The sequence below is a fragment of the Paenibacillus agri genome, assembly GCF_013359945.1.
Classification (GTDB): Bacteria; Bacillota; Bacilli; order Paenibacillales; family Paenibacillaceae; genus Paenibacillus_AQ; species Paenibacillus_AQ agri.
This window is the reverse complement of sequence record NZ_JABWCS010000221.1, coordinates 166,942-180,394: the sequence shown is the minus strand read 5'-3', so window position 1 is coordinate 180,394 and position 13,453 is coordinate 166,942. Positions and strand designations below refer to the sequence as shown.

Genomic DNA, 13,453 nt, shown 5'->3' with positions numbered 1-13,453 from the left:
AAATCGAAATTATTATTTCTTATTTTCCAAGGAGGACCCTCTCTCGTGAAGCTGCATAGCCAATATTTGAAGCTGCATTCCCGCTATGGGAGCGCCGCCGAAGTAACCGTCACCCTGGACGAGCTGGCACAGACCTTGGGCTGCACCCACCGTAACGCCCTGCATGTCGTGAATAAAATGGTCCAGCAGAGCTGGATCGTCTGGACATCCAGCCGCGGACGGGGGCGGCGCTCCACGCTGCGCTTTCTTCTGCCTTCCGAGGAGATTGCCCTGCAATCGATGAAGCAGGCAATCAGCCGCAAGGATATCCTCAGTTCCATCGAGGGTATTCGGGATCACGCCCGGTCCTCGTCGCTTCAGGACACCCTTCAGGGCTGGCTGCTCGCCTATTTCGGCCATCACTCCGAGATGCGCAGCGACAAGCAGATTGATACTTTGCGGCTGCCTGTCACACAACAACTGCATACCTTTGATCCGCTGTATATGAATTTGCTGGCAGAGTCTTTTGTGTCCAGCCATGTATTTGATGGTCTGCTGCGTCAGAGCGGGGAACAGAACGTGATCGGACCGGGGCTTGCCCATGCCTGGGAGGCCGATGAGAGCCGGACGACATGGACTTTCTTTCTGCGTAAAGAGGTCCTGTTCCATCACGGCAAGGTGCTGGGTGCCGAGGATGTCGTCTATTCCTTTGAGCGGCTGATGCAAACTTCACAGCGAACGCTCTACAGTTATATTTTCAAAGAAATCCAATCGGTTACCGCCCTTAGTCCGACGACTGTTCAGATACAGCTCAAGAAGCCCAACGAGCTCTTCCTGCCCTTCCTGTGCACCAGCCGTGCGGCAATTGTGCCCCGGGACTGGGAAGGCGGGCGTGGTACAGATCTGGGACGTCAGCCTGCCGGGACAGGACCGTTTAAGGTCACTGAGATGCATGAGCATCTATGTGTGCTGGAAGTGTTCCCGTATTATTTTCAGGGACGGGCCCACCTGGATCGTGTAGAGATCATCTATGTGCCTTGGGAGATTGATGCATCCTCTGCCGATTCCGGTGCTGCGTTCCATGTAATCCAGAACCCATCCGCCCCCGAGTCTTCCAGCTGGAGCCGCATGCACTCCGAGTCCTCCACGCGCAAATTCGTGACCTGCAATACACACAAAAAAGGACCGCTGAGTGATCCATTGGTCCGTGGTCATCTGATCTCCTGTTTGCAAGGGGCAGCTGCTGGCAATATCCCGGAAGTTTCCGCCCCCCACGTGGGCCCACTGCAGATTGCTACTATCCCCCAATATGGGGGCGATGCAGAGGATATTGCACTCAAACTGACTGCAGCCGGCTATTCCTGCAGGGTCGTCACCGTCTCCCCGGAGGAATTCAAAGGGTCGATCCGCCTGGAATCAGATCTCATTGTCTTCTCCCTATTCCGTGATCAGGATGAGCAGCTGCGGCTGTTCGACCTTTACCAGACCTTGTCGCGGCATCTGGACGCACACACGCGAGGCGACATCGAAGGTATGCTTCACAGAATCTCCCGCGAACCCGATCCGCACGTCAGGGCCGAGATCTTTCAGCGGATTGAGAAGCGTCTGACGGACGAGCATCATCTGCATATTTTATATGAAAAACCGACCCAAACCGCCTACCTCCCTTCGGTTCGCGGCGTCACCTTCAACAGCCAAGGCTGGGTAGATCTGCGTCATATCTGGTTTCCTCCGGAAGACTTGAAAGCCCGGTAACTTCACAGTTACCAGGCTTCTTCAATGGTTAAGTATAGCGGTCTATTCCCTGCCAGGCAGACTAAATACCAACCCTTTTTCTATCAGGTTAGCCGACACCGGCGCCTTGCCGATCTCCCTGGCCCATACGGATAGCTGTCCCATATGATGAATCTCGTGAGCAATCACATGCCGGAGCACCTCACCCCAAGCCAGAGAGCGCACCCGCCCATCCGGCAGCAGATCATCAAACATTTTCCGTTCCAGCTCTTCCCGCCAATCTAATACGAATCCCTCTACATCATGCCGGAAACGTGCATCCAGCGCCCTCACCTGTGCCAGGCTTTGATACAAATTGAAATCCTCCAGAAAATCCGGCTTGCCCTGAATGGACTGAATCCAGCTCCACTCGACATCAGCAACATGGAATAGCGTCTTCAGAATGCTTCCTACTCCGCCTGTCCGTACTTTGAGAAGCTCTTGCTCCGGCACATCCTCACACCACCGGTACCACTGCTCGCGAACCATCCAGTTATAACGAAATAAAGTCTCCAAATTATACGCCTCCATGATAGTAATATTCTGAGTATAATATGGCGGGAGTTCTCGCAGTATGGAAAAGATAGCTTTAAAAAATCGATCCCGCGTACGTTCTCCTTACTCTCTCCTCATCCCATACCACATAAGGCTCTTATGCAGCCACTCTGGTTAGCCCCTAGCTTAAATGCTTCCTGTAACCCTCTACCTTCTCATCGCGGAAGCCCAGCGTTTCATAGAATATATGTGCTTCCTTCCGCTGTTCGCCTGAGACCAGAATCATGTAATAGCAGTCCCGTTCGCGGGCTATTTCCTCTATCCGCACCATTGGCTTCTTGCCAACGCCTTGCCGGCGCGCACGCGATGAGACCACAACATTCTCAATCACCATAAACGGTCGACAATCCCCTACAAGGTCGTAACACAGAATACCCATTACTGACCCTAACAGCTCTCCATCTATAAAAGCACCCAGCAGAATATACCGGTTATCAGCCTTCACCAGCTTAAAAACTTCCTCAAGCTTACTCCGCTCTGCCGCTCTCTCCACCAGTTCATGATACAAATCGTTTAATGCGTCCAGTTGGTCCGCTTCAATTTCCTTAAGAATAACCATGATTGTCCTCCGTCGATTTATTTTTTGGGAACCTGCAGTTCAAATTGCTCCTTCTGTCCATCCCATTCAACCTCAACTTGAATTACGGCGTCCTCTTGCTCGATAGATCCGTTACTTACAGACCTTGATTTCAAATCACCAAAGTGAACCGGACCTTCAATAGTGCTACTACCTCCCCGGTAGTCCCTTTGTAGCTGTATTTCAACTCTTTTATATCACCGAGATCGGTTTGCTTGCCCTTGTACTTGAGCTGGAAGGTGCGCTCATTCGAAGAACTGTACTCCGGCCTCACGCCTTTCTTGTCGGTCAACGTCGTTGATGCTTTCTGTACATACTCCGCTGCCCACTGCTCCCCCTCACCATTAAACGTATAATTATACTTATAAGTCTTCGAGTTACAGGATACAAGAAGCAATAAGATTACCGCCCCCATCAGCAAAACACGTAGTGCCTTCATCATCATCCAGACCTCCTGTTTTTGATTAAGGTAACTGTCTGCCTGGCTCAAGATCGCCCAAGTATGATTAGTTCGATTAGTATAATTTTACAACAAAAAGAACTTTACCTACCAGTTATATCGTCCGCAGGACTAAACTTAGATAATACTATTATTTTCCTAACGAAAGGACCGATAAGATGTCTGACTTTGAATTCCCATCCTTGCAAACTGCCAGATTGACCTTAAGACTATTGACACTAGACGACAGGCAGGAGGTATATAAACATTTTGCGGATGAGGATGTTACGAGGTTCATGGATATTTCGCCTTGCAAGAGCGTTGGGTTTTACCAGGCAGCAAGAACTCGTAGATCAACTTGTTTATTTCAATCTGAACTCGCCACTTGCGTGAAACCTCTCCTGCCAGCATATAAGTCCCACGTGCATAGCAAAGAAGGACAGCCCAATCAGCTGCCCTTCTCATTTCAAGCCCCTAGTGCTACTCTTCCTTCGTTTCTGCGGAGAAGTCCGGGGGAATCCGGCGGGCTGTATCCGTTGCAATCGCCGCCTTAATCACAGCTGAACGAACATACTCCACCACCTTGTCATTAAAAATACTTGGAATGATATAATGCTCATTCAATTCGTCCGGCTGCACCACAGAAGCAATGGCCTTAGCCGCGGCCAGCTTCATATCCAGATTAACCGCCCTAGCTCTGCAATCTAAAGCCCCGCGGAAAATGCCCGGGAAGCACAGCACGTTGTTAATCTGGTTCGGGTAGTCACTTCGTCCAGTAGCCAGCACCCTTACATGCGGTTCAGCCAGATCCGGTTCAATCTCCGGCGTAGGGTTCGCCATTGCGAAAACGATATTATCCTCAGCCATGCTTTTTAGCAGATCGACAGTCAAAATCCCGGCGCCAGCCACCCCGATGAACACATCTGCGCCCCGGATCGCTTCCGGCAAGCCGCCGGTAATCCCTTCGGTATTCGTACGCTGAGCCAGCCTGTTCCACTCTGCGTTGCTGTATTGTATTTTAGCCGAGAGAATGCCTTCCCGGTCTACCGCATAAATATTCCGGGCCCCCGCTGCCAGGAGCAGATTACAGATGGACACACCTGCCGCACCAATACCGACCACCACAATGCGCGCAGTTCCAATATCCTTGTCCACAACCTTGAGCGCATTCAACAGACCGGCGAGAGCTACAACAGCTGTGCCATGCTGGTCATCATGAAAAACAGGAATATCCAGCTCTTCCTCCAGCCTCCGCTCAATATCAAAACAGCGCGGTGAACTTATATCCTCAAGATTGATCCCGCCAAATCCGGGAGCAACCGCTTTCACAATTTTCACGATTTCATCCGGATCCTTCGTATTCAAGCACAGTGGAAATGCATCGATATTCGCCAGTTGCTTGAACAGCATTGCCTTACCTTCCATCACCGGCATCGCCGCTTCCGGTCCGATATCACCAAGTCCCAGCACCGCAGTGCCGTCAGTTACAACAGCTACTGTATTTCTTTTCATCGTCAGGGAATACGCTTTGTTAGGATCTTCATGAATGGCCATGCTGACACGGGCTACGCCCGGAGTATACACCTGCGACAGGTCTTCCCGGTTCTTGATCGGCATCTTCGGAGTAACCTCAATCTTACCACCAAGATGAGCCAGGAAAGTCCGGTCAGATACGTTGATTACTTTGATACCCGGCATGTCCGATAACACACCGACAATCTCGCCGTTCGCCGCATCCGGTACATTCACCGTAATATCACGGGTCGTCACATCCTTACCCGCACGTATGACGTCAATCGCAACAATATCACCGCCCACCTCAGCAATTCTGGATGCTACATCACCAAAAGACGCAATCGATTTCCGTATTTCCAGTCGGATAATCATTGTTGTCGCTATCGACATACATTCTGCCCCCTTGTCTCCATTTCTGCTTCCGCTGTACAACTCTCATACTATAGGAGATAGATTCCCATTACAATAGATGGAAATTTCAATCCCCCGCCTATCGGCTGATCATTGTCAGGATATCCAAAAGAAACGACATTAAGACACAGTATAACCCGCTCCAAGCGACAAATGCATCGAAAGTCTCCCTTCAACCCTGTAGAGTAATGGAGTAACTGGAATAGTTCCAGTTATTTTTCTTAAATTCTCTTCTTATCAAAGAATAACTGGAAAAACTCCTGTTAATCGCCTCAATACTAGAGTATTACGGGATAAAAGAGGTTAATAACGGGATAAATTCCATTTATTCACGAAAAATAAGGTGAAACGAAGTAATTAACGGTATATTTTCCTGCTATTCAATTCCCTCCTAAGCTCAAACATGAGCTCAGGTGATTGTTCCGGCAAAGTAAGCAGGCAGCAGGCTCCGCAAGACTTCACTACCTCTTCTGCATGTTGCAACAGGATACTGCCGATCCATTTTCTTCGATGGTTCTTGCTCACACCAATATTAAGTATCTCGGTCCTGGCACCAAGTGCCGCAATCCCCGGAGCCCACTGACCAGAAGATGAGGAGAGCTTAACTATAATAATGCTCGCTATCTACCCAACGTAAGAGACTTCTCAAACGTGTACAAGCCACCATTTTTCGGAACAGTAAATGATTCCCCCTGGTATCCCCTCCGCAGCAACTCCTTACGGAGAACCTTCATAAACGCGCCGTGTGTCACGAGCAATGTAGCTGCGTTTTGAGCTTGTTCCAGCTGATCAATGACACTGCTTGCTCTTAATATTGTCTCTCTCCTGCTCTCTTGCTGAGAGTGATGTGACCCATACCAAGCTAGCCTTCCGATCACCATCCACCAGCTTAAAGGCAGCTTTATAGGGAGTTTGGTAAATGCACGAACATCGATCTCCCTGAGCTGGTCCGTTATAACAATTTCTCCGGTGTACATCGTTTGGGCTGTTTCAGCCGCTCGATATAGATTGCTCGACAAGCATCGGCTCCAGTCTCCATCAAGAACATTTACGGCCTGAGGCATTTGTATGCCGCACACATTATATTCGTCCACCCAAGCATTGAATTGCTTCGCGCTCATCCATGTTCTCTCTGTCTGCAAATCAACTTTAAAATGTCTGAGCAGTCCAATTTTCATATTTCCGCTTATCGTTGCCACCTCATTCCCCAATAAAGTTCGTGCAGCCGCTCAACAATGGCTTCTTGTCCTGGATCTTTGAGTGCAGTATGCAAAGCTCCCCAATCTCAAATGGGTCCCGGTCCCTTGCTAAGCACATTGAACACCGCATCATAACAGGATTTTTTAAAAACAGCATGCAGATCATCCCGGTCCGACATTAGCCATTGAATCAGACAACCGTCAATCACAGCCCGGATAACCGGAGCCGTTGTATCCGGGGAGAGATGGGCGGCGTATAGCCCCTCCTTCTGACCGAGCAACAGCACCTCTGTGCTAATGCGGGTACAGTTATCATAGAATCGCTGATTGATTTCACGGTACACAGGAAGTCGGCTGGCCCGGGCCAGAAAATCCAGGTAGACCCGGTAAAAGGAGCGATTCTTCTCCGGGGAAACGAACACGGCATCGATGTACGCTTCCAGCTTACCAGTAGCCGTCGTCTGTTGCTGAACAGCTGCGTGTTCTTTTTCATAGATTTTGGCGGTCAGCCACTCCAGCAGCTCCGTCAGGACAGCTTCCTTATTCTCAAAATAGTAATGTACTACCCCCTTGCTCACCTCGGCGTGATCCGCTATCACTTGTAGTGTCACGGCATCATATCCATATTCGGCCAACGCCCGAAAGGCTGCGGAGAGGATTTGCTTGCGTTTTTCCTCAGATTTCTTATAACGTACCATAATACCTCCAATAAACGGGTAATAATGCATATTATATCACAGACATAAAAAAGTTGACCGGTCAGAATAAATATTATATAACTGTCTTACATTTCACTTCGAGCAAAGGAGTCCTTCGTACATGAACTCACAACTACCAGACTCATTTCAAGCCCTGATCGTTGATAAGACCGATAACTCTTTCTCTGTCGGCATCAAATCTCTTACCTTGGCAGACCTGCCTGCCGGAGAAGTTATCATCAAGGTCGCTTATTCCAGTGTAAACTATAAGGATGGTTTAGCCAGCATTCCCGATGGGAAAATTCTCAAATCATATCCATTCATCCCGGGCGTAGACTTGTCAGGCTATGTAGTCTCGTCTAGCGACGAACGTTTTACCGAAGGCCAGCCCGTGATCGCTTGCGGCTATGGCATTGGCGTAACTCATTTTGGCGGCTTTAGCCAGTATGCACGTATTCCCGCAGATTGGATCACACCCCTCCCGGACGGTCTTAGCTTAAGAGAAGCTATGATCTATGGCACCGCCGGCTTTACAGCTGCCTTGTCCATTCAAGGACTTGAAGAGCATGGACTGTCTCCTGAAAAAGGAACAGTGCTGGTCACCGGAGCTACCGGCGGTGTCGGCGGAGCTGCTGTCGCCATGCTGGCTGCCAAGGAGTACAGCGTCGCAGCCAGTACTGGAAACAGCGCGGCCGGAGACTATCTCCAAGCATTGGGCGCTGAGGAAATCCTCTCCCGTGAAGATGTGCTTGGGACATCCACCAAACCCCTGGACAGACAATTATGGCAGGCTGCCGTCGATTCTGTCGGTGGGACTACACTGTCAGCCGTCCTGAGCAAGCTCGCTTACAAGGGGTCTGTAGCTGCAAGCGGGTTGACCGCAGGGACCGCCTTACCGACTACCGTTCTGCCGTTTATCCTTAGGGGAGTCAACCTGCTAGGTATTGATTCCGTGTTCTGTGATGCGGAAACTAGAGCAAGCGTCTGGGTACGCATGGCAAGCGATTTAAAACCTGATGACCTGGAGCTTCTAGTAGACCGGGAAGTGACCCTGGAGGAACTGCCTGAAGCGCTGGAGGATATTCTGAATTTCCGGACCCGCGGACGTGTGCTTGTTTCTTTATCCTAAAGATTATATATGCTAAATAAAGGGCGTCACCGCAGCCATTGTTCCGGCTTGGTGGACGCCCTTTGACATCTGAGGGTTAGAAGGATTCGGGTGCTCCGACGTATTGTACGTTCGGCTGCTGTTGTGCATACGGCTGCTGCCGATTGCTCTGTCCATACACTTGATGGGTATACACGGGTTGGCCATAGGGCTGTGGTGCTTGTGCATAAGGCTGCGGTGTCTGTGCCCACCCTTGTTGAGGTGCATTCCATTGGGGCTGAGGAGATTGACCATATTGCTGAGGGATAGCTCCATAAGGAGATTGACCATGAGGATGGAGATTCGGCATCGCATTCTCCATCTTGCCCTTGACCGCCCCTTTTACACAGCCCACCGGTGGACCGATGAAGGTCTTCTTTTGAATAGGAGCGAGCGCGTCTTTTACTTTAGCTTCATCCAGGCAGTAAGTATGGGCGAGCACATTGGTCGGAGTAAGCTTCAGAATATCCGAACCCAGGATAACCTCTGGAATTGGCGCATCAAAAATAGCCAGCAAATGCGTGTCATCCATCGTAGCCACCTCGTAATGCCACCAGCCTTGCGGAACATTCGCTACTTGGCCTGGGGTGATCGGAAAGTGCAAAAGCTCATTCGTGAACGGGTTAATTAGTGAAACCACAGCCGAACCACAGATGCAATAGACCAGTTCTGCCGCATTCTGATGATAATGGGGTTCTACCACATTGGATTTACTGAGGAAGATATCCAGCAGTGAAGTGTTCTCCAGCGTGTTCAATTGTTGAACAGACAGCACATTGATAAAGTTCCGATCATCTTTTTTGAAAAGCGGGCTTTTGTTCACATCCGCAGTAAATTGCGTCCCTGGAGACGTATAATCCATATAAGAAGTCAAAATACATTCCTACCCTTCTGTTCATCCCAATTTTGGACTCTCTAAGGTAAGATATGTGTTTGCCTAGGCCCAGGTGCAGATTTTTTATATTGCCCAGTCCATCAGCCAACCCTGGCGATTACCCGGGCAATCGCGGAATCCGACCGAATTCGCAGCGGCAGGACGATCACTTCAAACTATTCCTTACCAAGCAATGCACCCGCGTTCGCAGGATTCTCCAGAATTAGCACATCATTCGACAAAAGATACTCCTCCAAACCTGTCGTTAATGCACAAATCACGCTTGCTCCGATTCACTGCCGGAGATTATCGTTTTATTTCTTCCCGTATTTTTGGCATAATACAGCGCCTGATCCGCATTCCTCAGCAGCATTTCGCTGGACTGTCCATGGGTTGGATACTGGGCAATGCCCTGCGATACGGTTATTGGCGTCACGGTTGGGGCCTCGCTTGCTGCCAGCGCTAAACGGAAGCGTTCAGCCACAATATAAGCATCCTCCACTCGTGTATTAGCCAGCAAAATAATAAATTCCTCTCCGCCATAACGGCTGCAAATATCGCCTGGTCTGACGGATGCCGCTAGAACCGTGGCAACACGCTTCAGTACCTCATCCCCGGTGAGATGGCCATAGGTATCATTAACAAATTTGAATTTATCCACGTCCATTACAATCAGAGAGAACGGTGTACGTTCTGCAATCCATTCCTCCATTATTAGCTCCAGAGCTCTGCGGTTCGCAAGGCCGGTCAAGGCATCCGTCATGGCATGCCGTGTTAATTGATCCGTCTGCTTCTGCATGACTGTTAGAGCTGTAAAAAGCGTCTTGGTCAGCAAATCAGCTTCCCTGTTCCAGTGGGATCTGGCAGCAGGAATTTCCATCTTTCCCTTCCCGACTTTGCTTACCAAATTCGCGAGATAAACGAAGGGACTAGCAAGCCTGCGGGCCACTATAATAACAACGGCCAGCAACAGCACGAAAGGTAGCAGAGTATACCAAAAGATTTTCTCCATATGGCCTATAATCTGCTTGTGGATCACCTCGACAGGGGACACCACCACAACCCCCCAGCCGCTAGTGGGAACATTAGCATATCCGGCCAGCATTTTCACACCGCCGGTATTCATAACCTCTTGTTCGCCGCTGTGACCTTTCATTAGCTCCACAACCGCTTTATTAGTACTGATATCCTCACCGATTCGCGTTTTATCCGGATGATACAGCAGATGCCCCTTAGAATCCACGATATAATAATATGAGCCGGTCTCATCCCTCTCATTATTTTCAAAAATCATACTGAAGATATTCTTATCCTCAAGGTATACGGTACCACCCAGCATCCCCTGATATCGCCCCTCACTGTCGAATAAGGGCTCGCTTATGAACATAGTCATTTTTGCGGTGTTTTTCGTAATATACGGCTGTGAGATATAAGTCTTCTTTGCGGCCAGAGCATCCAATACTGGTTTGCTGGTATACAGTAGCCCGGCGGTTCCCAGCGATTCTGGAGACACATTACGGATCATCCCGTTCTCGTTCACCAAAGCTATCGAATTGAAATAACTGCTGCTTTGTCGCATTAACTCAAGATAATGATTGTACAGGTCTTCCGTTGGTCCATCTGCACTCATGAGGTTATGCGCACTAAAATCCAGGGTGCTGAGCATGGATTGAAAGAGTGACTCTGCCGTTTGACTCATCCGACTTGCATTCGCGTAGTTCAGATTCAATGTCGTTTCGGTCAGGGATTCCTTCTCGGATTGGTAAGATGCAATCAAAAGAATAGCTGAGGTTAGGACAAAGACCATTGTTACCAAGCCAATAAGGAGCGCTGTAAGGCCTATTTTTTGTCTGCGACCCAAATGGGCTTCTTGGTGTAAAGGCATCCTGCACCCCCTGTGTTTTTACGTGACCCTTACAATAAAACAATGGTTAATTTGATTAATTTTATTATAAACGAAAGCATCACATGAACGGTAAGAAAAAAATGCCATATCTATCATATATGCTCCCCGCCATGATAGCCCAAAACGCAGAGCAGCGATCCCCCCAACGGGAGAATCGCTGCTCTGCTCACTAATGAGATTGTTAGAATGACAAGTCCTGTTATTCGCCTAAAAGCTTGAGGAAGCCGGCAGGCAAGGCAATTTTCTGATTATTGATAATAATCCGCTTCAGGTCTTCTATCATGTCGTCCTCGCCCTGTGCATCCTTGATTTCCTTAATCTCGCGGTGTAGACGTTCCATCTGCACATCCAGCATGTTCGCAGATTCAGCAGCCTGTTTCAATTCGAGAGTGAGCCGCTCCGGAACGGACTGGTTGTATTTATAGAAGATTTTATGCTCCAGGCTAGCCCAGAAATCCATAGCAATGGTACGGATCTGTACTTCGACACACACCAGTTCCTGACCGTCCGACATAAATACCGGAACTTGAATCAGCAGATGCAGGCTTTGATAGCCGTTGGGCTTGGGATTCTTGATATAATCCTTGATCTCCAGCACCGTCAAGTCATCCTGCTTCTGCAGCATCTCGCTAACATGATAAATATCAGAAATAAAAGAGCAGGTAATACGCAGGCCCGCAATGTCTTTAATATCATGCTTCACAGAGGCCAGCGAGATCTCGCAGTTCTTGCGCAGCATTTTATTCATAATACTCTCGGGAGACTTCAACCGTGATTTCGTATGCTCGATGGGACTATAGTCATGAAGTGACTGGAATTCCTGCTTCAGAATTTCAACCTTCGTCTCCATTTCATCCAGTGCGAACTTGTAGAGCAGCATAAACCGGGTAATTTCGTTACGGAATCTTTTCATTTTCTCAATTTGATCTTCGGTCTTCATGGAAATCTCCTTCATCAGGTTATGAATTAATCATAGCCAATCCGCTACCGGAATTCAAATCTGGAAGAAAAAGGGCATTAAAACAATAAAACTGCCCTTCCGGCCGTTAGACCAAAGGACAGCTTTATTTTCATAGCATACTAGATAAAGACTTCTTCAACCGACAGATTACGCTCCTTGGACAAGTCTCTGAAAGTTTCATCCACCTTCACCAGCGGTTTGAACATGTCCAGCGGATTGTTCATGACAATGGTGCCCATCTCCCCATTGCTGAGCTGTACTGTCTTTCCGACAAAGTTAGGCAGCAGATGTCCTGTCAATGCTTGTACTGCTTTCCCGTTCAGCTTACCAAATCCGAGCTCATGCACCTTACGCAGTACAGTAACAAGGCCTTGCTTAGGTTGATTGGCTCTCGCAGCCGTCATGCCCATGTAAGTGTTTGCGACAGACACGATCCGTGTATAGGGGTGAATATCATTCTTGTGCAGTTTGCCCGGATAGCCGCTGCCATCTTCGAACTCGTGATGCTGGAGGGCCACTAGAGCGGTAGTTTCATCCTTCATGGATTCACGAATAATCTCGTAGCCGTATGTAGTGTGGCGTTTCAACTCTTCCTCTTGTGAAGGCGTTAGAGCGCCTGTGTGATGCAGTATTCCAGCCGGAACCTGGCTCTTACCAATGTCATGCAGATACCCTGCTCGGCTAATCTCATATCGCTCTGCTTTGGAATGGCCCATCCAGGAAGCGATATAATACGATAGTAATCCGACTTGCAGGGAATGATTGTATGTATCTACGTCGTCACGTTCGAACAAAAGCAGGAGCGAAACGACATCCTTTTGCTCATCCAGACTCTCTAGCAAGGGCTGAAGCGTATTGTCAACCATGCTCTGGGTGAAACTGCCCTTGGCAAGCGCCTCTAGAAAGATGGCTTCGTAATTCTGGATTGTAAGATCCAGATTGGCTTTCAGATCCTGCCCTAGATTATTGACTTGCCCCCCCTGTTGCATGGAGCGCGGCTCAATATCCACATAATCAATCTTGTGCCGGATGAGGATGGTGATTTCTTCACTTTGGACGACAGTCCCTTTCGGGAGCACGTGCAGACCAACACTATTGAAAGTGTCTGTCAGAAGACAGTCGCCGTGTTTTAGATCCGTGACATGAACTTTCAAGAATCAGCACCCCTTCTTATGTATAGGAATTTTTTCCTTTTGCTTTTACTTGATCATAGTCTATTAGCGTTTGGCCTGACAATATGGTGAAAGTCACATAAACGCTGTCGACTAGGTCCAAAGTATCCCGACTTTAGCAGCAGTACTCTCATCAAAGGGAGAAACTAGCCTAACCTCGCGCTTTTTCAGGTTTTATTGACAAAATTCTTTGTGGTAAGCTAGAGCAGCAACGTCCATTAGCCCTACACTTCACATATAAAGGAGT

Annotated in this window: 13 protein-coding genes; 2 read left to right on the top strand and 11 right to left on the bottom strand. The window is 48.8% G+C overall.

Translation table 11 applies throughout. The annotated features are described in order from the left end of the window. The first annotated feature begins 45 nt into the window (after window positions 1-45). On the top strand, window positions 46-1,734 hold the full coding sequence (locus tag HPT30_RS27550) for an ABC transporter substrate-binding protein (protein ID WP_175374466.1): 1,689 nt from the start codon (window positions 46-48) through the stop codon (window positions 1,732-1,734). A gap of 42 nt (window positions 1,735-1,776) precedes the next feature. Here the strand turns inward: HPT30_RS27550 and HPT30_RS27545 are convergent, their stop codons facing one another. The 7 genes from HPT30_RS27545 to HPT30_RS27515 form a co-directional block, all read right to left on the bottom strand. Further along, window positions 1,777-2,268, bottom strand: coding sequence for a DinB family protein (locus tag HPT30_RS27545; RefSeq protein ID WP_175374465.1), 492 nt, complete (start codon window positions 2,266-2,268; stop codon window positions 1,777-1,779). 160 nt (window positions 2,269-2,428) lie between these two features. After that, window positions 2,429-2,866 (bottom strand): GNAT family N-acetyltransferase, encoded by a 438-nt coding sequence (locus tag HPT30_RS27540; protein ID WP_175374464.1) that lies wholly within the window; start codon window positions 2,864-2,866, stop codon window positions 2,429-2,431. Between the two features lie 130 nt (window positions 2,867-2,996). Further along, window positions 2,997-3,329 (bottom strand): hypothetical protein, encoded by a 333-nt coding sequence (locus tag HPT30_RS27535; protein ID WP_175374463.1) that lies wholly within the window; start codon window positions 3,327-3,329, stop codon window positions 2,997-2,999. A 474-nt stretch (window positions 3,330-3,803) separates the two neighbouring features. Further along, entirely contained in the window at window positions 3,804-5,228 is a 1,425-nt protein-coding gene (locus tag HPT30_RS27530) for an NAD-dependent malic enzyme (protein WP_175374462.1), read from the bottom strand. 378 nt (window positions 5,229-5,606) lie between these two features. After that, a complete protein-coding gene (locus HPT30_RS31030) occupies window positions 5,607-5,789 on the bottom strand; it encodes a GNAT family N-acetyltransferase (RefSeq protein ID WP_376767075.1) in 183 nt (60 codons plus the stop codon). Between the two features lie 80 nt (window positions 5,790-5,869). Continuing rightward, window positions 5,870-6,448 (bottom strand): histidine phosphatase family protein, encoded by a 579-nt coding sequence (locus HPT30_RS27520; protein ID WP_312876384.1) that lies wholly within the window; start codon window positions 6,446-6,448, stop codon window positions 5,870-5,872. Between the two features lie 86 nt (window positions 6,449-6,534). Then, window positions 6,535-7,146, bottom strand: a complete 612-nt coding sequence (locus HPT30_RS27515; RefSeq protein WP_175374460.1) for a TetR/AcrR family transcriptional regulator — start codon at window positions 7,144-7,146, stop codon at window positions 6,535-6,537. Between the two features lie 121 nt (window positions 7,147-7,267). Here HPT30_RS27515 and HPT30_RS27510 point away from each other — a divergent pair, with 121 nt between their 5' ends. Beyond that, complete coding sequence (locus tag HPT30_RS27510) at window positions 7,268-8,275, top strand: acrylyl-CoA reductase family protein (RefSeq protein ID WP_175374459.1); 1,008 nt, start codon at window positions 7,268-7,270, stop codon at window positions 8,273-8,275. A gap of 76 nt (window positions 8,276-8,351) precedes the next feature. Here the strand turns inward: HPT30_RS27510 and HPT30_RS27505 are convergent, their stop codons facing one another. The 4 genes from HPT30_RS27505 to HPT30_RS27490 form a co-directional block, all read right to left on the bottom strand. Next, window positions 8,352-9,170 carry a cupin domain-containing protein gene (locus HPT30_RS27505; protein ID WP_175374816.1) on the bottom strand — a complete coding sequence of 273 codons (819 nt, stop codon included), beginning with the start codon at window positions 9,168-9,170 and terminating at the stop codon, window positions 8,352-8,354. A 274-nt stretch (window positions 9,171-9,444) separates the two neighbouring features. Then, window positions 9,445-11,052, bottom strand: coding sequence for a sensor domain-containing diguanylate cyclase (locus tag HPT30_RS27500; RefSeq protein WP_175374458.1), 1,608 nt, complete (start codon window positions 11,050-11,052; stop codon window positions 9,445-9,447). 220 nt (window positions 11,053-11,272) lie between these two features. After that, window positions 11,273-12,013: a GTP pyrophosphokinase gene (locus tag HPT30_RS27495; RefSeq protein WP_175374457.1), complete on the bottom strand. Its 741-nt coding sequence runs from the start codon at window positions 12,011-12,013 to the stop codon at window positions 11,273-11,275. Between the two features lie 140 nt (window positions 12,014-12,153). Further along, a complete protein-coding gene (locus HPT30_RS27490) occupies window positions 12,154-13,188 on the bottom strand; it encodes an HD-GYP domain-containing protein (RefSeq protein ID WP_175374456.1) in 1,035 nt (344 codons plus the stop codon). Between the last annotated feature and the right edge of the window lie 265 nt (window positions 13,189-13,453).